The 18674-nt window shown below is 61.9% G+C and carries 14 protein-coding genes; 1 reads left to right on the top strand and 13 read right to left on the bottom strand.

Annotated elements, in window-relative coordinates; translation table 11 throughout:
* Positions 1–22 precede the first annotated feature (22 nt).
* The 8 genes from tssH to tssA all read right to left on the bottom strand — a co-directional run bounded on the left by tssH (position 23) and on the right by tssA (position 10218).
* Complete coding sequence (gene tssH / locus C8K66_RS01640) at positions 23–2755, bottom strand: type VI secretion system ATPase TssH (RefSeq protein ID WP_108524104.1); 2733 nt, start codon at positions 2753–2755, stop codon at positions 23–25.
* Positions 2756–3763 (bottom strand): type VI secretion system baseplate subunit TssG, encoded by a 1008-nt coding sequence (tssG, locus tag C8K66_RS01635; protein WP_079443810.1) that lies wholly within the window; start codon positions 3761–3763, stop codon positions 2756–2758.
* On the bottom strand, positions 3727–5442 hold the full coding sequence (tssF, locus tag C8K66_RS01630) for a type VI secretion system baseplate subunit TssF (RefSeq protein ID WP_104903192.1): 1716 nt from the start codon (positions 5440–5442) through the stop codon (positions 3727–3729). Before tssF ends, tssG begins: the two co-directional genes overlap by 37 nt.
* 3 nt (positions 5443–5445) lie before the next feature.
* Positions 5446–5865 (bottom strand): type VI secretion system baseplate subunit TssE, encoded by a 420-nt coding sequence (gene tssE / locus C8K66_RS01625; RefSeq protein ID WP_226926231.1) that lies wholly within the window; start codon positions 5863–5865, stop codon positions 5446–5448.
* Positions 5866–5935: 70 nt separating this feature from the next.
* Positions 5936–6424 carry an Hcp family type VI secretion system effector gene (locus C8K66_RS01620; RefSeq protein WP_017849099.1) on the bottom strand — a complete coding sequence of 163 codons (489 nt, stop codon included), beginning with the start codon at positions 6422–6424 and terminating at the stop codon, positions 5936–5938.
* Between the two features lie 159 nt (positions 6425–6583).
* Positions 6584–8068 (bottom strand): type VI secretion system contractile sheath large subunit, encoded by a 1485-nt coding sequence (tssC, locus tag C8K66_RS01615; protein ID WP_108524103.1) that lies wholly within the window; start codon positions 8066–8068, stop codon positions 6584–6586.
* A 3-nt stretch (positions 8069–8071) separates the two neighbouring features.
* A complete protein-coding gene (gene tssB, locus C8K66_RS01610) occupies positions 8072–8569 on the bottom strand; it encodes a type VI secretion system contractile sheath small subunit (RefSeq protein WP_017849097.1) in 498 nt (165 codons plus the stop codon).
* A gap of 98 nt (positions 8570–8667) precedes the next feature.
* A complete protein-coding gene (gene tssA / locus C8K66_RS01605) occupies positions 8668–10218 on the bottom strand; it encodes a type VI secretion system protein TssA (protein WP_108524102.1) in 1551 nt (516 codons plus the stop codon).
* 638 nt (positions 10219–10856) lie between these two features.
* Here tssA and C8K66_RS01600 point away from each other — a divergent pair.
* On the top strand, positions 10857–11912 hold the full coding sequence (locus C8K66_RS01600) for a helix-turn-helix domain-containing protein (protein ID WP_108524101.1): 1056 nt from the start codon (positions 10857–10859) through the stop codon (positions 11910–11912).
* Here C8K66_RS01600 and C8K66_RS01595 read toward each other — a convergent pair.
* The 5 genes from C8K66_RS01595 to C8K66_RS01575 all read right to left on the bottom strand — a co-directional run bounded on the left by C8K66_RS01595 (position 11906) and on the right by C8K66_RS01575 (position 18560).
* The gene (locus tag C8K66_RS01595; protein WP_046383439.1) at positions 11906–13183 is read right to left on the bottom strand and encodes an MFS transporter; all 1278 of its coding nucleotides are present in this window, start codon (positions 13181–13183) and stop codon (positions 11906–11908) included. The genes C8K66_RS01600 and C8K66_RS01595 overlap by 7 nt on opposite strands.
* Positions 13184–13479: 296 nt before the next feature.
* Entirely contained in the window at positions 13480–14706 is a 1227-nt protein-coding gene (locus tag C8K66_RS01590) for a RhtX/FptX family siderophore transporter (protein WP_046383438.1), read from the bottom strand.
* A gap of 13 nt (positions 14707–14719) precedes the next feature.
* Entirely contained in the window at positions 14720–16210 is a 1491-nt protein-coding gene (locus C8K66_RS01585; RefSeq protein ID WP_241561573.1) for a PepSY domain-containing protein, read from the bottom strand.
* Entirely contained in the window at positions 16207–16488 is a 282-nt protein-coding gene (locus C8K66_RS01580; protein ID WP_034097888.1) for a hypothetical protein, read from the bottom strand. The genes C8K66_RS01585 and C8K66_RS01580 overlap by 4 nt, the downstream gene beginning before the upstream one ends.
* Positions 16488–18560 (bottom strand): TonB-dependent siderophore receptor, encoded by a 2073-nt coding sequence (locus tag C8K66_RS01575; RefSeq protein WP_017849090.1) that lies wholly within the window; start codon positions 18558–18560, stop codon positions 16488–16490. The genes C8K66_RS01580 and C8K66_RS01575 overlap by 1 nt, the downstream gene beginning before the upstream one ends.
* Between the last annotated feature and the right edge of the window lie 114 nt (positions 18561–18674).

The raw sequence follows: 18674 nt of genomic DNA, 5'->3' as shown, positions 1-18674 counted from the left end.
TCTTCAGTCGGTAAACGAGCGGTCACTCTAGGGGCTCAAGCAGCGCTTCACGCTCGGGTAAAGACCTGATCGCATCGATGTCTTGCGTGGTAATGATCCACTCGCCGCGCGCATCCACCGCCACATGCAAGCCGGCCAGGGGCCGCTGGTCGGCAATCGCCCCGAGCAAGACGTCAGACAGGCGCGGTGTCAGGCTCTTACGCAAAATGAAGTCGATATTGCGCGCCCCGCTTTCCACTTCCGTGCAGCGCGCGGCGATAGCGTCGGCAACCTCTTCTGCAAACGTCAGACGGACTTTCGACGACGCCAGCAGACGCTCGCTGAGCCGGCCCAGCTTGAGGCGCACGATGCCCGCCAGTTGCGCGCCCCCCAGGGTGAAGAACGGCACGATGGTCATGCGCGCCAGCAGCGCCGGTTTGAAATGCCGAGACAGAGTCGGGCGGATTTTTTCCGCGAGGGTGTCCGGGTCGGGCCGCCCGTCGACGCACAGGTTCTGGATTTCTTCGGTGGCCAGGTTGCTGGTCAGCAGCACCACGGTGTTGGAGAAATCGATCTGCCGCCCTTCGCCGTCGGACAGGCTGCCCTTGTCGAAGACCTGATAGAAAATGTTCACCACGTCCAGGTGGGCTTTTTCCACTTCATCGAGCAACACCACCGAATACGGACGCTTGCGCACCGCCTCGGTCAACATGCCGCCCTCGCCGAAGCCGACATAGCCGGCGGGCGAACCCACCAAGCGGCTGACGGTGTGCTTCTCCTGGTACTCGCTCATGTTCACCGAGATCATCGCCTGTTCGCCGCCGAACAGATGTTCGGCCACAGCCAGAGCGGTTTCGGTCTTGCCGACCCCCGACGGCCCGACCAGCAGGAACACACCCAACGGCTGTTGCGGATCGCGCAGGCCGGATTGCGCGGCCTTGAGGATTTCCGCGATCTGCTCGACGGCGGTGTCCTGACCGCGAATGCGCGTCTTGAGGTTGTCGGCCAGGGCCAATACGCCGCCCGCCGCATCGCGCAGCACTTTGCCCAGCGGCACGCCGGTCCAGTCGGAAACCACCTGGGCAATCGCATCGGGGCTGACTTCGGTGAACAGCAACGGCGCGTCGCCTTGCAGTGCGGTCAGGTTTTCACGGGCCTGATCCAGCTCGGCCTGACGTTCCTCCAGCGAGGCCAGTACCTGCACAACCTCGCCTTCGGCCGGAACCGGCAGGTCCTGTGCTTGCAGGGTCAGTTGCTTGCGTGCTTCAAGGACACGCAGCGCCGCGTCGCGCTCGGCCAGCCAGCGGACTTCCAGCGCAACCCGACGCTCGTCAATCTCAGCCTGTTCGTCGGCGATATCCGTCAGGCGCTGGTCTTCTACGGGGAAACCATTGCCACGGTCGCGCTCCAGTGCGCTCTGTTCACGCGCCAGACCGGACAACTGCCGCTCCATGCGCTCCAACTCGGCAGGCTTGATGCCCAGGCCGATGCGTACCCGGGCGCTGGCGGTGTCGAGCAAGTCGACGGCCTTGTCCGGCAGCAAGCGCCCGGTGATGTAGCGATCCGACAATTCGGCGGCGGCGACGATGGCGTCGTCACGCACGCTGACCCCGTGAACTTTTTCGTAGTGCCCCTTGAGCCCGCGCAGGATCAACACTGCGGTTTTGACACTCGGCTCGTCCAGCTTGACCAGTTGGAAACGACGCGCCAGGGCCGGGTCTTTCTCGAAGTACTTCTTGTACTCCGACCAGGTCGTGGCGGCGATGGTGCGCAACTCGCCACGGGCCAATGCGGGTTTGAGCAGGTTGGCCGCATCCGAGCCACCCGCCGCGCCGCCGGCGCCGATCAGCATGTGCGCTTCGTCGATGAACAGGATCACCGGCGTGGTGGAGGCCTTGATCTCTTCGATGACGCCACGCAGGCGGTTTTCGAACTCGCCCTTGACGCTGGCGCCCGCTTCCAGCGCACCGAGATCCAGGCTGAGCAGGCGCGTGTTTTTGAGGAAGTCGGGGACTTCGTCCTGGCTGATCAACAACGCCAGGCCCTCCACCACGGCGGACTTGCCCACACCCGGCTCGCCCACGGCGATGGGGTTGTTTTTACGCCGCCGGGCGAGGATGTCGATCATCTGGCGAATCTCATCATCGCGCCCGAAAATCGGGTCGATGCGCCCCGCCGCTGCCTTGGCGGTCAGGTCTTCGCAAAAGCGCGCGATATTGTCTTCGGCTGCGGGCGCACTGCCGCCGGCGCCGGCCAACGAAGCAGAGGCCGCGCCGGTCTGCAGGCTGTCCAGCGAACCTTCGCTGGAGCCGCCCAACAGTTGAGCGAACTCTGCGGTCAGGGCATCGGTGGAAATCGGCTTGAGCAGTTCGCCGTAACGCGTGCCAGCGCTGTAGTAGCCCAGGCGCGATACCAGCGCCAGCAGCAGCGAACCACCGCGAATCCGCCCGCTGCCGACCACCAGCGAGGCAATCAGCCAGGCGTCCTGAATCCATTCGGTGAGCAGGCCAGCGAACACCGGACGTCCCGGGTTGCCGTTTTTCAACTGCGCCAGGCCCTCATCCAGCAGCGCACGCAAGCGCATCGGATCAATCTCGAAGCGCGCGAGAATGCGCGTCGTATCGGCATCCGGATCTTCCAGCAACTGGCGCAGCAGGTGCTCCAGGGAAATCTCGTAGTGAGCGCGCGCCAGGGTCTGGCCCGCCGCGTTCTCCAGGGCCTTGGTGCTGTACACATTGAGCCGTGCGAACAGCGGTTTGAGTTCTACCTGAATCATCTAGCGAGCCCTCTCTTCGAGCATTGGTCCGTGTTCGGCCGTCAGCATGAATACAACGTCGTCCTGTGTGTCTCCGTCACCGAGCCAGGTATCCAGGCCCAGCCGCTGCCAGCCGCCGCCCAGCGAAGCGCACTGCTGCTTATCTGCCGCAAGACGCATGACCAGACGGCTGCGTAGCGGTGTCTGCAAATACAATCCCACCAAGCGTTCGAGCTTTTGATACAGCGCCTGCCCCGGCAATAACCCGTGAAAACGCTCGGTACTCAGTGCCGTCAGGCGGATATCCAGGGTGCCGCTGCGGTCCATGACTTCACGACCGAGCAGGCTGTTTTCGCCCAACACCCCGCACTGCATGCCCAGGTAAGTGCGTGCCGTGCGGTCGATCCGCAGGCGCGTCTCGACACACGGCACGACTTCCACCGTCACATCGCTGAGTACCGCCTTGACCAACTGCTGCAGCCCCAGGGCCGAGCGCGGGTACTGGTTGAACAACCCGGCATACCGCAGCAAATCGGTGGATTGATCGCGCTGCTCCGGACGCGCATCCGCAATGCCGATCAGCGCCTGCAACTGACGCAGGCTCTTGACGTCGCGCCGCTCGGTAATGTCGATCCAGATCCGGTGCTTTTCCCAGGCACGGAACAGCAACGGATAGAGCGAGGCATGCAGGATGTCGAGAAAGTCACGTCCCGCCGAATGGCCCAGCAGTTGCTCGTCGATCAGGTCTTCGGTGTAAAACGTCGGCAACGGCGAAGTGACGCCATACAGCCCGAAGAAGTTGGCCTCGATCCGATAACGACCGTCGTCGTCCTGCTCGATCCCTTCGATATCCCGCAGCGGAAACCCGAGCCCCAGCCGCGGCCGGACCCGCACGTTGTCGACGAAGTGTTTTTCGCTCGGGAAACGTAGGCGCAACAGGCGCAAGGCCTGGAAAAACCCGAACTCGCCGCCGTCATCGAGCAGCGGATCGATCACAACAGGCGTTGGTGCCCGATCTTCGCTGGCCATTTCAAGGTCTCGTGGTTGACGCTGTCGAACAGCGTGAAGGCGGTAAAGCTGTTGATGGCCGTACAGCCGGCGAAAAATTCATCGAGCACACAACCGAACAGGTAGAAATTGCCGGGGCTGAGGAAATAGTCGCCCCGGCACTCGACCCGGACCACACTGCCTTCGATCGGCAGCCCGCGAATAAAACGCCGCTCGTGGCTGACGGTGACTTTTTCGATGGCATCGATGCGCCGCTGGTTGGCATCCTGGGCCCCTTCGCCGACGCTCGGCAGATACAGCGCGAGCAGCCCGCGCAGGTAGTCGCGATCGGCCAGGCGGAAGTGGTTGGCATTGAGCTGCGAGAGCATGCGCCACAGCAACTTGTCGTCGAACTTGGGCGGCTGGCACGGTGTGATGCCACGGATGCTCTTGAACTCGACCCTGGGCGGCGTGTTGTCGGTGGGCTGGTTCAAATCCCCCAGGCGCAGGCTTTCCGGCAGCTTGCCATTGGTGCAGAGCAAGCCGATGGACAAGGTCATCTCGCCCGGCACTTTGCCTTCGCTGTAGGGCAGGCTCAGATAGTGGTCATAACCTTGGGCATCGATACTCGAGGCGCGGATGCGCAGGTTATACGTGTCGCGCTGCGAGAAGGTATTGAACGGTTCCAGCAGCCGCTCCCCGCCTCCGGCGGAATAAGCACTGACCTTGAGCACCGAATGAATCCGCATGCTCATGCGCTGGCCATGGTCGGCAGGCTGGATGCGATAGTCGACTTGCTTGTGGTCGATGCGCAGCGGGTGTGCATCCTGGGCGAACAGATTGATCGCCGGCGTCACCCCCAGCAAAAAGCTGTTGGCCGACAGGTTCGGTGTCCAGTCCGGCAGGTTCTCGAACATCAGGCGCACGCTGAAGCGCCCGTCTGCGCCTCTGGCTCGCCACTGTTTGAAGCCGCGAAGCTCGATAAACAGGAATTTCTCGGGCAGCGCGAAGTATTCCTGCAGGCACCGATAGGCCGGGTGCGCGGTATCGGGAAACGGCAGCAAGGCGTTGCTCGCATCGAATCCCAGGCCACGCAAATGGCTGGCCGGCAATACCGTCATGGGCTGCTCTTGCGCAGAGATGCGAATCTCGCGCAGGTTGAGCTGCAACAGACGCAATAACTTGGAGCCATCGACCAGGCCATCCCCCAGATAGAAACGCAGGCTGTCGGCCAGCCAGCTATTCGGGTCAGCGGTGGTAAAAGCGAAGTCCAGGACCAGGCTGCGCTCTTCACCGGCGCCGCCGTCCCAGCGGCTGCCGAGCAGTTGCAACGGTTCCAGGTCGACCGCCGCGGTGCTGCTGAAGCGCACGCGCTGGCCATCGACCGGCACCGAGGCAATTTCGCAGCCGGGCTCGATACGCGTAACCTCCTGCAATGCCGTGCGCGGCTGAAATTGCAGCAGCGTCAGGCAGGGCAACGGTTGCAGGTAATGGGGATAGAGCAGCTGCGCCAACTCTTGAATGAACTCGGGAAACTCGTCGTCCAACCGTTGGCGAACCATCCCGGTGAGAAACGCCACGCCTTCGAGCAAGCGTTCGACGTCCGGGTCATTGGCCGAGTCCACCCCCAGCAGCGGCGCCAGGGCCGGGTTGCGGCGGGCAAACTCATCGGCCAGACGCCGCAGTTGGTTGAGTTCACTTTGATAATGGCTGTTGAGCATGACTTAGTGCATCGCCAGGGACACGCGACCGTCCGAAGACACACGCGTTGCCAGGTGAATAGGAATGTCCCGATCGTCGATCGACACCACGCCCTCAAGACTGAAACTCAGCGACAACACTTCCTGGGCACCTTCGGCGACCAGGATGCGCGGCGATTTCAAGCGAGGCTCGTAGCGGGCGATCATGCGCGTCATGTTCTCGATTATTTGCGTGGTCTCGCCGGTCGCAAACGAACCGGCCAGATTGGTGAAGTCGGGTACGCCAAACTCGGCGTCAATCGGCACGCTGCCGCGCCGGGTATTCAAAATGCGTTGCAGATGCTGGACGATCGACTGCGTCAACACTTCAGCCTGGGTCAGGTGCGTGCGACCGGTTTCGGCCTGCAGGCTTGTGATGCGCTCCAGCAATCGCTTTTCTCTCAACGCGGTGTACCTTCTGCAATAACAAGAACACCGCCCTGGACCAGGGCGGCATTGAACTGTCGAGCCTGGCTTACGCTTTTGGCGCCAACCACGAGTCTTCGGCTTCGATACCGTCCGGCACCCAGGTCCAGACGATTTTTTCGTAGGTGATGCCGATGTCTTCCATATGGCCCATTTGCTTGAACTCAGGGCTCAACACGTTCGGCACCCAGGTGCGGGCCGAAACGAGCACGGCATTGCTCAGGGTGATGGTGTAGTACTTTTCTTCGGTGCCTTTAGGCGAGATCCGATAGAACTCCAACACAACAGACTTGAGCTGCTCGCCGGAAGTCAGGGCTTGCAGCAGCTTTGGAGAAGACTTATCGATTTCCTTGGTCAGGGTCATGCCCTGGTGGACACGCTTGCCGGCCGGCAGGCCGGTCTGCGGGTTCTTGGGAATATCGATCAGGTGTTCGACGGCCTGAACAAGGATCTTTCCTTCATGACCGGTAACCGTGCTGGAACCTTCGATCTTGCCTTGGTTCTGGCCTTCGATACTCAAGTAGCATGGCATTGGCATAACGTGTACTCCGGGTTTAATCAGTGAGTTTTCAGGCATCGATCAGCGCCTCTGGCCCTGTCTCGCTGCGTTGAATCCATCTTATGGAAACGCCGAGGCAATGACCCTCGGGTGAACACCTGAATGGGCAACGGCGGCGTTGCCCATTCGCGCTACCGATCAGCTCTTGTCGAGCTTGCCCACCAGCGACAGCGTGAAAGACGCGCCCATGTACTTGAAGTGCGGACGGACTTTCAAACCGACGCGGTACCAGCCTGGATCGCCTTCGACGTCGCTGACGGTAATCTCCGCCTGACGCAGTGGACGACGGCTGCGCACACCGGCGGCGGGGTTATCCATGTCGGCCACGTACTGGCGAATCCAGGTGTTGAGTTCCGACTCCAGGTCGCCACGCTCTTTCCAGGTGCCGATGTTTTCGCGCTGGATGACCTTGATGTAATGGGCCAGGCGGCTGACCACAAAGATGTACGGCAGTTGGGTGCCCAGCTTGTAGTTCAGCTCGGCTTCCTTGCCTTCTTTGTCATTGCCGAAGAACTTGGGCTTCTGGCACGAGTTGGCGGAAAAGAACGCCGCGTTATCGGTGTTCTTGCGCATGGTCAGCGCGATAAACCCCTGCTCGGCCAGCTCGAACTCGCGGCGCTCGGAAATCAGCACTTCGGTCGGGATCTTGGTCTGGGTTTCGCCCATGGCCTCGTAGTTGTAGATCGGCAAATCACCGACGGTGCCGCCGCCCTGTGGGCCAATGACGTTGGCGCACCAGCGGTACTGGGCAAAGCTGTCGGACAGGCGACTGGCAAAGGCAAACGCAGCGTTGCCCCACAGGAAGTCCTGGTTGCCGCCACCGACGTTTTCGTTGTAGCGGAACGTCTTGGCGGGGACCGTGTCTTCGCCATAGGGCGTGCGCAGCAGGAAGTGCGGCAATGTCAGGCCAACGAAACGCGCGTCGTCGCTTTCACGAAAGGCATTCCATTTGGTGAACTGCGGCCCCTCGAAGACGGCTTGCAGATCCTTGAGATTGGGCAGGTCGGCAAAGCTGTCGATGCCGAAGAACTGTGGTCCGGCCGCGGCGATGAAGGGCGTGTGGGACATCGCCGAAATCGCGGCGACCGACTGCAGCAACTTCATGTCCTGCGGGCCGGGGTTGAACTCGTAGTTACCGATGATCGAGCCGAACGGCTGGCCGCCGAACTGGCCGAACTCGGCGGTGTACACCGCCTTGTACAGACCCGAACGGGTGATCTCCGGCGCATCCTCGAAATCTTCGAGCAGCTTCTCTTTGGACACGCTGAGGATTTCCAGCTTGTTGTTCTCGCGAAAATCCGTGCGGTCGACCAGAAACTTCAGCGAGCGCCAGGACGACTCCAGCTTCTGGAACTGCTGGTGGTGAATGATCGCGTCGACCTGCCGGCACAGCTTGGCATCCAGCGTGGCGATCATGTCGTCGATCAACCCGGCGCTGACCTTCTCGGCCTGCCGGGCCGGCTCGAGCAGTTCGGTGACAAACGCTTCGAGGCCCTGACGGGTGACGGCATACGCCTCGTCGCCCGGCTTGACGCGCGTCGCTTCCACCAACTGATCCAACAGGGAAACCGACTCGACCGCCCGGCCGGTCGTGCTCGCTGCCTGACTCTTTTCTTCGCTCATGGGTTATTCCTTGTCCTTTACGCCAAGTTCCGAGAGCAAACGCTCGCGGGCCCCGTCATCGTTCATCAGGGCCTGCAGCTGCTTGCGAAACTCCGGCAAGTTACCCATCGGCCCTTTCAAGGCCTTGAGCGAATCCCGCAGGGCGATCAGTTGCTGCAACTCGGGAACCTGGGCCACGATGGCATCCGGCTCAAAATCGCGAATGGACTGGAAGGTCAGCGAGACCGGGATCTGCTCGTCCTCCGGCGCGTTTTCCGCCAGATGATTGGGCACCGCCAACTGCAGGCTCAGGTTCTGGCCCTTGAGCACATCGGTGAAGTTGTCTTTGTCGACGCGGATCGGTTTGAGGTCTTCAACCGGCGTGTCGTCTTCACGCAAGGTGAAGTCGCCGATCACCAGTTGCTTGAGCGGCAGCTCGACCTGTTCCTGCGCGCCGCCGGTGTCAGAGCTGTAAACAATATTGACGCGCTCTTTAGGCGCGACCGAACCTTCACTAGCCATTAAATCTCACTCCTGTTTACCGGACTCGCTCAACGCAGCCGTTAGAAAACTCATGGCATGGATATGCACACGCCTGCCAGGTATTGCCTGTTGCCCATTCAACTTGCCGGCGGGCTGGCCAAACGCCAGAACGCCGGCAAATCCATTGCAGCCAACTGTTGCGCCCACAGCGCTCTCGAACCGCCGTCGTCATGCGCCAGTGCCAACTCCAACAACGGCCGGACCAGCTCCGGCTCCCAACGATCGAGGCCCTGCTCCGTCGCTTCCTGGAGCAACACATCCAAGGCAACACCCAACTGAGCGCGCGGGTCGAAACGCTGTAGCAGATGGCATTGGGCAGCGCGCAGGCGAAACCGCTCGCGGCCGCTGCCGGCCTCTCGCACGGCGGCCTGCAAACGCGCCAACGCTTCGTTCAAACGGCCTTCGGCGGCATCACGCGCGACTTCATCGATCAGCGTTTGCAGCCCATCCGTGGCGCCGCTGCCGGCCGCCGGTGCCAAACCTTCGAGCCAACTGCGGGTCGCGCCGTCGGCGAACGGCTGGCCGTCGGCGAATGTCAGCTCGACCAGCGCCGGCAGGCGCGCCAGAAAATGACGGGTTTCCAGGGCCAGGCTGGCGGCACCGGCCTGCGCTGCCGAACCGAGCCTCAAGAGCGCGGCATGACTGGCCCGATTGAGGTCCAGCCAGCACGGATAACTTGGTAACCGACCTTCGCAAAAACGCACGATGTCCAGCGGCTCGCCAACGCTCTGCAAGCGGCTGAAACTTTCGAGTTCCGCGTCCGAAGGCGGCGGCACGCGTGTCGTGTAGCCTTGCGCAGGAGGGACCTGCTCCAGGGTCGTCCACGCCAATTGGCGATTGAGGCGAAACAGCAATGGCAAGGTCGCCCGAGACTCCAGGCAAAACCCCAGCAGCGGTGCAAGCGAGGCAAACACGCTATTGACCGCGTTCTCGATGGCTTCATCGCTCTCAAGACGGCCCAATGGCGGAGCCGGCACAAGGGCCGGGAGCGGCGCCGAAGGGGCGTGCGCAACCGGCGTCGGGAGCGCTGTAGGCGCATCGACTGCCGCTGGAACCTCTTCCGCCGTCACCGCTATTGGCTCGACACCCGCTTGCACAGGCAACTGCGATAGGCGACGACGCAACGCAAAAAAACTCGGGCCGTCGGCGTCCCGGTCGCGCCAATGGCGATCGATGGCGTCCCAGTCTTCGAGCAACTGCGCCAATTGTTCTCCGGGCACCGCTTCGAAGTTGGCTTCAAGTTTTACGGCGAGCCACTCGAGCATCCACTCGGCCTGGTTGCGGCGGGCACGCAATCTGGCCGGCGGCGGGGTCAGGGTCTCCCAATACAGCTCAAGCATTTCGCGCACTATATGCACGCCGGTCGCCAGGCCGGAAATGCCTTGCAGAGTGGTCCAGGCACATAACAACCAGACCGCGGCATTAAAGTCCTTGCCCTCTTCTCGCAGCACTTTTACACAGGCATCGGCGACTTTCTGCCAATCCACTCCGGACTCGGCGTGGATATTGTTCAATTTATCCACTTCGATTTGCGCGAGGGAAAAAGCCAGCCCTTCCCGAGGATTAACGCCAGCAGGATGAGTCAAACTGATCGCAAACGAACCTACTTCCCGGTCGAGGCAACTCATCCGTTACTCCTTACTTCAACAGGTTGTTTGATACATCGTTGCCGCGTAAAAAAAATCGCCGCCGATGCCGGGTTGATTTATGCAGCGGTGACGATCTTCATTGATTGATCCAAGGCCCGATATTCCGCCCACCGCGGCTGTAATCCGCCAAGCCAAAGCCCCGCGCGTTGAAGCGTCGGACAAGCATGTGTCAGCCAAGGCGCCGGGGCCATCGGGTGAACACCTGAAGTACTCGCCGGTTTAACGTACCCGTTCAGATCATCGCGCCGAAAATAACAAGACCAATACCCAGCGCACTTTGCTTGAGAAACAAGCGCACGCGTTCACAGCGTGGAAACACATAAACGCTGTCAAATTCGAATTCGCGTCAATCTATCAAGCGCCTTGCAGATGGCTTGACCCTGCGTTGCAACTTTTCAATTATTTTCAGGCGCCCGCCCCCGCTCTTGCCGCCGCCAGAAAGTGCGCAACAAGTTGGATACAAGAGGGATTGTCATTACTTTCATGGAGAAACCGGTTATAAGGAGCACAACAACCCATTCTGACTGGCTGCCGCTAGGCAGCACGGACGTACAGTGGGAAGATGCAACGCCTGTTCACGGGGCGTGAACATAGGCTTTCCGGGTTGTAGTGAATCCATGAACAAACCAGCCTCACTGATATGCGCCCCTAAACACGTCGGCTCCAGGCACGCCCATGATCACTTCGAGGTCAGCGCCGAGCCGGTTGCCAACCAACTGCTGGCCTGGCGTGATCGGGTCGGACACGTCATCGACGTCCTGCCTACATCCCACGCAACCACCACGCCCTTCAACGCGAGCATTGACCGCTACAAATTGGGTGATCGCGTTTTCACCGACTGCTCAAGCGACGCCTTGTTGCTCGACCGTTCGATTGCGCGCATCTCTACCGACAAGGTCCGGGACTATGTTTTCCAGGTCTTCACCCAAGGCGCAATGGAGTCCATTCGAGGCGGCCCCCAGGAACATGGCGCGTCCGCGAGGGCGAGCATCGTTGCCATGGACATGAACCAGCCGATCAAAATGAGCCGGGGGCGTTGCCGCGTATTGACCTTCTTTGTCTCGCGCCCGGTGGTGGAAGCGGCGCTGCCGCATGCCGAGTCGATCCACGGGCGTGTCTTCGAGAATACGACGCCTATGACCCAATTGATGATCGAGCACGTCGAGGCGTTTTCCAGAAAACTGCCGGTTATCAGCAGCGCCGAGGCCGCGTCGACATTCGATACCGCCGTTCAACTCATGCTCGCGGCCTTCTCGAAACAGGCCAAGCTGGGTGGGCACGTGCGGGCGGCGGCGCGCAGTGCGATGTTCGATAAAGCCAGGCGTTATGTGCAAAACAACCTGTATCAACCCTGGCTGACGCCAGAGTACGTGCTGATGGTCATGCAGCTGCCTCGCGCCACGCTCTACCGTCTGTTCCAGCATGAGGGAGGGTTGGGTCGCTACATCCTCAACTGCCGCCTGCGTGAAGCCGCGGACGAACTGGTGCGCTATCCGGACCGCCAGGTGATTGAGATCGCCTACAGCCTGGGCTTTAACAGCGCATCGGCGTTTACCCGCGCGTTTCGTCGTCGCTATGACCTGGCGCCGCAGGACCATCGCCTGATGGCGGCACAGCGAATGGGCAACGCTATGCCGGGGCACCGTAACGTCGCTGGCCGAATCGATCAGTGAGCCGGCTGGCGCGCTGGAAATTTCACCAGTGCGAACAGGCTGACCAATAGCGCGCCCAGCAGATACCAGGAAGGCGCCATTGCGTTCTGGGTAACTCCGATCAACCACGTCACAAAAAACGGGCAGAACGCCCCGAAGATCGTCACGCCGAAACTGTAGACCATCGACATCCCCGTGGCCCGGTGATGCGCCGGAAAAGCCTCCATGATCATGACGGTAGCGACGCCGTTGTTGCCCATCGCGACAGCCGAATAGATGCCGATGATCAGCAAGGAAGCCAGCTCGCCGACCCCATGGGTCAAGGCCAGGAACACCGGATAGACCAACAGGATGCTGAGGATCATCGTCACGTATTGGGTCGGCTTGCGTCGCGGCAGCCGGTCGGCGAACCGCGCAAACAATGGCGCGGCAATGAACAGCATCGCGCTGGAAAAGCACGCCGAAAGCAAGCTCATGCTCGGCGACAGGCCTAACGTGCGGACCAGATAGGTCGGCATGTAGAGCACCATCAGGTAGATGCTTGCGGTGGGGGTTGCCATCATCAAGATCCCCAGCAATAGCTGGGGGCGATGGTTTTTCAGCAAGACACGCAGCGACGGCGACTGGATACCACGCCGTGTTGTCTCCACCATATTGCGCCGAATGAACCACCCGAACGGGGCAATCAAAAGCCCAAGCACGAAAGGAATACGCCAGCCCCAGGCCAGCAACTGTTCGGGGGTCAGCAATGCGGTCGTGGTGGCACCGACAACCGCCCCCACCAAAACCGCGGCCGCCTGGCTGGCAGAACGCCAACTGACCAGATAGCAGCGTTGATTGCGCGCCGCCAGCTCCATCAGCACCACGGACGACACGCCGATCTCCCCTCCGGTCGCGAACCCTTGCAGCAACCGCGAGAGCACCAGCAACACCGTTGCGGTGACGCCGATCGATGCATGCGTCGGCATGAACGCGATCAAGGCGGTACCGGCTGCCATCAATAGATTGGTGACATTCAAGCCGGCTTTTCGCCCTTTGCGGTCGGCGAGGTTGCCGATCACGATTGCGCCCAGCGGGCGCATCGCGAAACCGATGCCAAACGTCAACAATGCCATCAGCAACGAGGCGAACGAACTGTCCGATGGGAAAAACAGCTTGCCGATGATCACGGCAGAAAAGCTGTATACCGTGAAGTCGTAGATCACCAGGCCATTGCCAACGACTGTCGCCAGTATCACCTTCTTCGATTGCCTGAAGGTCACCGGACAATCGCCAGATTCAAGATAAGACATTTAGGCCGAGGTCCCGTCGAGTCAATCAAAGCGCGCTGGGTAGCGAACACGTGGGCCCAAAAGGCCCCTCATGGGCACGTTGGGCGCTAACAGCTCGATCGACGGGCTATTGATTTGTAGTAGCGTCCTGGCGGGAGCATCCTACGGAACAATATCAGGCTTGTATGTACCCCTTTTATAACGCCAGCAGGCGCGCACTCACTGCGGCTCCGCGCCGCACGCTTGATGTCGGAAGATCACGAGCGCTCGCACTGATTGACCCGTTGAGCGCCTTTGACGATCGCCCAACCTATCAATCAGCCCGCGGCTCTTTCCCCCACACGTTGACGTGACACATTCAACGCCACCAACGACGCCAGGATCGCCATCACCATCCCCGCAAGAAACCCACCGCTATACCCCGCCTGCGCAGTCAACCCCACCAGCAAGGTCGAAGACAGCATTTCCCCCAGATCACGCGTGCTTTGCACGGCGGTCATGTCCGTACCGGCCTGGTCGCTTTGCGCGGCGAAGGCCATGGAGGCAGTCATGATCACCACCGAGGTGGCGCCGGTCGCGAACGAGCCCAGGCCCACGGCCAACCAGATCAGTCCGGTTTGCGTGGCAAGCATGCCGTTGGCTTGCAGCAGCCAGGTCAACGCGGCAGCGCCGGCCATGCCCACCGCCAGGATGAACGTCGGCCACAGCCCCAACACCCGGATCAACCATGCACCACCGCCGCAGCCGAGGACGATGGTGACCACGCCGCCGCTCATGCCCAGTTGGCCGATAGCCTGCAAGGACCAACCGGCGTCATTCAGGAACAGCTTTGACAAACCAAAACCCGACACTGACGTCATGGCCGACAACAAGGCGAGTACCACCAGCGCCAGCGCCTTCGGCCGCTTGATAAACCGCCATAATGAGGCATGCGCCACATCTGGCTGTTTTTCCTTGGCCGGTGCCACGTGCAGCCAGCCGACGCACACCAGACTCAACAGCGGCACCAAAGCCAGCAGACTGAACGCGCTGGTTTGCCCCAGGTAGCCGCTAAGCAGCAAGGTGCCGGCGCCGCCAACGAAGAAGCCGACCATGGTGCCGCCCACTTGGATGGCGTTAATCCGCGCGAGCATGTTGCCGCTAAAGTACTCGGCCGCCATGCCGTCGGTGGCGATGTCCTGGGTGGCGCTGGCCAGCGAGGCAACAATCAGCAGGCCCACGGCGATGCCTGCCGTCTCGACGCGCAGGCCGATGCTTGCCAGGCAGGCAATGCACAGCAGCACCAGTATCTGCATGGGAATGATCCAACTGCGGCGCCGTCCCAGGCGTGGGCTCCAATGGTTATCCACCTGGGGCGCCCAGAGGAACTTGACCACCCACGGTATCCCCACCAACGGCAGGAAGGCCAAGGCGTGGAGCGCCGCGCCGTCATGACGCAGCAGGGTCGGCAAGGCGTCCATGGCGATGCCGAAGCAAATGCCTTGGGACAGGTACAACAGTGCAAAGGTCAGCACCATGCGCCAATGTTTCAACAGATCCAGCATTACAAGTCTCCCCTCAGGCAACATTGGCGGCGGCAGCCCGTGCCGCACGCGTAAAAGAAATCAGGCGCCGCAATGCCCACAGGGCACTGGCCGCGCACAGCAGCAACACAAGATCGATGGGCCACAGCGGCACGCTGCCTTGTTTCAGGCTGCCGGCCAGGTGCAGCAGCGCCGCCGCCAGGAAGCCCAGGCCCGTCACGGCCAGCAGCAGGTGCAGCGGTTGACGCCTGGGGGGCATCAGGCAGGCCAGCAGCAGGCTGGCAAGCCAACCGCCCCAGAACCACCACGCCAGGTTGGCACTGCCCAGCGCCCCCGCGCAGAGCAATACCGCCGTGGCCGCCAGCAACCCGCCACCGCCGCCGATCACCAGGCGCAGTAGCACCTGCCAACCGCCGCCGGCCTTGAGGCGCCGACGCTCCAGCCACAGGTACAAGCCGCTGAGCACCAACCCCGCCGCCGCCAACGCCATGCCGAAATGCACGGCACGCAGCAGTGACCCGCCAACAGGCACCCAGCGGTAGTCGGCAAAGTGCAGCGGCTGCACCGCAATAAACGCCTGCAACCACAGACCGCGCCCGCTGGCGCTGCTGGAGCCGACGGCGAGGCCGTCAGCGGCGCGATAGGCATGCCGTTCAAAGACGGCCGTACTGGGCAGGCCTTGTTGGATACCGCTCACTTCCACCCAGGCATCCGGCTCACCCCAGTGGTGCAAGGCGACGTTTTGAGCAGAGAACCCCGGATGGGCGACGGCGTCCTCGCGCAGCAACTGATCCAGATCGACCGCCGGCGCCGAAGCCGTTGTTCGGTCGACCTGCGGCGGTGCCCCCAGCAACTGCATGAACGCTTGCTGCGGCGCGCCCGGGAACGCCTGCGCGGCTAGCCCCAAGGTGCCGAGCGCCCCCAGGCCGGACAACGCGCCAGTGATACCAAACAGCAGCAACCAGGGCCCGCACCAACGGCCGATCAGGCTGTGCAAGTCATGGGCGAACACCCGTGCCCCACGGTCGCGCCGCAGGCGCTTGAGGTCTTGCAGGCGCCCACTGTGTAATGCACTGCCTGCCCAGATCATCAGCAACAACACCACGCCCAACAAGCTGATCAAAATCCGGCCGGGAAAACCGATGAACAGACTTTTGTGCAGGTTGAACAGGATATCCGCCGCGTTGCCTGACGCCAGCTCACGGCCGCTGACGGGGTCCAAGGCGACCGTGCAGTCCTTGGGCGATGCACACAACTCGACCACCGAGTGGCTACTGTCCGGCAAACGAATGCGCAATTCACCGAGCGCCAAGCCGCGCTCGCGAGCGATAGCCGGCCATTGCGCGACCGGTAGCGCTGGCCCGTGAGCCAACGCCGCCGGGCCGCGAAACCAGGCGCGCAAGTCTTCATGGGCCATGCTCCACGCCCCCGTCAGCAGGATCACGAACAGCAGTACCCCAAACACCCCGCCTGCCCCGGCGTGTACACGCTGAACCAATGCCCTCGGTGCGCCCATCAGGTTCATCGCCAGGCTCCATCCCAAAGCAGCCAGGGCGTAAACAGCAGCAGCCAGACGCTGGAGCGACACACCACGCGTTTGCGATCCGGCGCCAGCAACGACCACAGCAGCACCGTCACCAGAAACCCCAAGCCCAGGAACACGCCGGCATACAGCCGCTCCAGCCCACCGCCCCACGGATAATGCCGCGCCAGCAGGACGGCCAGTTGCAGGCTGCTGAGCACACTGCCCGCCAGCGCCAGACAAATGCGCAGCGGCCAGGAACCGAGGGCCGGCGCGGCCATCAGAACGTACCTCGCAGGGTCAGATTGAGGCTGCGCGGTTCGCCATAGCGGTTGTTCCAATTGACGTTGGACAGGCTCTGGTAGTACTTGCGGTCCGCCAGGTTGTTGCCGTTGACCGCGGCAGTCCAATGCTCGTCGATGCGGTAGGCGACCCGCGCATTGAGTAAGGCATAGCCGCCCTGCTCCAGGGTCACAGCCCCGGATTGGGTGGAGTAATCACTTTGCGCCTGCACGCCGGCACCGACGCTCCAGCGGCGGTCCTGCCACGGCAACTCGTACTGGGTCCACACCCGCGCCATGTGGCGCGGCGTGAAGCTGGCATAGCGCTCACCCGAAGCGTTGGTGTCCTTGAGGTACTCGGTGCTGGTGTAGGTATAACCGGCGGAGACGTTCCATTCGGGGGTGATATAACCGCTGCTCTCCAGCTCGAAGCCCTGGCTGCGCACCTTGCCGCCGCTGATGTAATAGGTGGTCGGCCCCACGCCCGGGTGGTCCGGATCGACCTGCGGGTTGTTCTCCAGGTCGATACGGAACACAGCCAGCGACACATTCAAACGCCCGTCCGCCAACTCGCCCTTGATCCCGGTTTCATAGGTCTTGCCCTCTACCGGCTTGAGCAGGTCGCCGCTCCAGGTTTGCCCGGTCTGCGGCTGGTAGACCTCGGCGTAGCTGGCGTACCACGACCAGTTCTGCGCAAAGTCCCAGATCAAGCCGCCATACGGGGTTATTTCCCGGCCGGGGGTGAAGTGGCTGGTCGGCGCGTTCTGGTCCCACCAACTGGCCCGGCCGCCGATGACCAGGGTCAGCGGATCGAGCAGTTTGTAGCGGGTCAGCGCGTAGACGCCCTTGGAGGTGGTCGTCGTGGACCCGGGCGATGTGTAGGCGCCGATCCCGGGTTTGGGCACACTGCTCGGGTCCCAGCGATAGACATTCACCGGCACGTTGAGCGGCGTGGTGAACTGGGCGGTGCGCTGCTCGGTTTCGCCGTGGCTGTAGTTGGTGCCCAACAACAACTCATGGCTGCGGCCAAACAACGAATACGGCCCATTGACCGAAGCATCCACGCTCTTTTGGGTGCTGCTGAATTTATACGCAGCGCCCATCAAGCGACCGCCATCGCCGGTGAGCGGGTCAATGGCGCCAAAAGCACCGGCATAGCGCAGGCTTGAGTCGGCATCCTGGTATTCGGCGGCGACCTTGGCTTTCCAGTCGTGATCCAATTGCTGCTCGAGAGAGCCGAACACCCGGCGCGTGGTCCACTTGAAGCGGTCCCAGTCCACGTCCAGATAGGTGGAGCGCGACAGGTTCAGGCTCGACCCGTCCTTGGCCATGGGCACGCCGGCCATGTTGGTCACCGAATCGATGGTCTGGTATTGCGCGCCCAGGGTCAGCAGGGTGTCGGGGCTCAGGTCGAATTCGGTGATGCCGTAGAGCAACTGGGTGTCTTGCTTGCCGACATCGTAGAAGTAGTCGCGATCCTCGTAGGCCGCCACCACACGCCCACGCACGTTGCCAGTCTGGGTCAGCGGCCCGCCGACATCCACTTCGCCACGGTAACGGTCCCAGGTGCCGCCGCTGAGGGTGGTGCTGGCGGCGAATGCCTTTTGTGGGCGCTTGCGCACCAGGTTGACCGTGGCCGCCGGGTTACCGCTGCCGTGCAGCAAACCATTGGAGCCACGCAGGATTTCGACGCGCTCATACACCGCCATGTCCTGAGGCGAACCGGCGGTTTCACCGAGCATCGCCGGCACGCCGTCCAATTCGAAAGAGTTGATCTTGAAGCCACGCACGTAGTACGCGGTGGTCAGCAACTGGAACGGCTGCACCGTCACGCCAGTGGCCTGCTGCATCACTTCATCGAGGCTGAACAGGTTTTGCTGCTCAATGCGCTCGTGGTCGATGACGCTCACCGACTGCGGCGTTTCCCGCAGTTTGAGCGGTAGCTTGCCGATGGTGGTCACGCCGGGCGGGGTCACCTCGCCCGAGGTGTCGTCACCCGCGACCTTGATGTCAGGCAATTGCACGGTCGCAATCGCCTGTGCCAACGGGCTCAAGCCCAGCACCAGCACCATCCCAAGTTGCGCCCCATTACGTTGGAAACCCCGCCCCGCCTTTGTTGCTCCCCGGTGTGACATTGCCCAGCCTCTTTATCGATAATAATTCGCATTAGTATCGTTTAAACGAAC

Origin of the sequence: Pseudomonas sp. GV105, assembly GCF_003058185.1 — a bacterium.
Taxonomy (GTDB): domain Bacteria; phylum Pseudomonadota; class Gammaproteobacteria; order Pseudomonadales; family Pseudomonadaceae; genus Aquipseudomonas; species Aquipseudomonas veronii.
The sequence above is the reverse complement of the archived record's forward strand: the minus strand, read 5'-3'. Positions and strand labels throughout refer to the sequence as shown.

What these genes read in the sequence shown, in the direction of transcription:
- tssH (WP_108524104.1), bottom strand. Translation starts at nt 2,755, where the DNA reads ATGATTCAGGTAGAACTCAAACCGCTGTTCGCACGGCTCAATGTGTAC.
- C8K66_RS01580 (WP_034097888.1), bottom strand. Translation starts at nt 16,488, where the DNA reads ATGGCCGCGCCGGCCCTCGGTTCCTGGCCGCTGCGCATTTGTCTGGCG.
- tssA (WP_108524102.1), bottom strand. Translation starts at nt 10,218, where the DNA reads ATGAGTTGCCTCGACCGGGAAGTAGGTTCGTTTGCGATCAGTTTGACT.
- C8K66_RS01620 (WP_017849099.1), bottom strand. Translation starts at nt 6,424, where the DNA reads ATGCCAATGCCATGCTACTTGAGTATCGAAGGCCAGAACCAAGGCAAG.
- tssF (WP_104903192.1), bottom strand. Translation starts at nt 5,442, where the DNA reads ATGCTCAACAGCCATTATCAAAGTGAACTCAACCAACTGCGGCGTCTG.
- tssC (WP_108524103.1), bottom strand. Translation starts at nt 8,068, where the DNA reads ATGAGCGAAGAAAAGAGTCAGGCAGCGAGCACGACCGGCCGGGCGGTC.
- C8K66_RS01585 (WP_241561573.1), bottom strand. Translation starts at nt 16,210, where the DNA reads ATGAACCTGATGGGCGCACCGAGGGCATTGGTTCAGCGTGTACACGCC.
- tssG (WP_079443810.1), bottom strand. Translation starts at nt 3,763, where the DNA reads ATGGCCAGCGAAGATCGGGCACCAACGCCTGTTGTGATCGATCCGCTG.
- C8K66_RS01600 (WP_108524101.1), top strand. Translation starts at nt 10,857, where the DNA reads ATGAACAAACCAGCCTCACTGATATGCGCCCCTAAACACGTCGGCTCC.
- tssB (WP_017849097.1), bottom strand. Translation starts at nt 8,569, where the DNA reads ATGGCTAGTGAAGGTTCGGTCGCGCCTAAAGAGCGCGTCAATATTGTT.
- C8K66_RS01590 (WP_046383438.1), bottom strand. Translation starts at nt 14,706, where the DNA reads ATGCTGGATCTGTTGAAACATTGGCGCATGGTGCTGACCTTTGCACTG.
- C8K66_RS01595 (WP_046383439.1), bottom strand. Translation starts at nt 13,183, where the DNA reads ATGTCTTATCTTGAATCTGGCGATTGTCCGGTGACCTTCAGGCAATCG.
- C8K66_RS01575 (WP_017849090.1), bottom strand. Translation starts at nt 18,560, where the DNA reads ATGGTGCTGGTGCTGGGCTTGAGCCCGTTGGCACAGGCGATTGCGACC.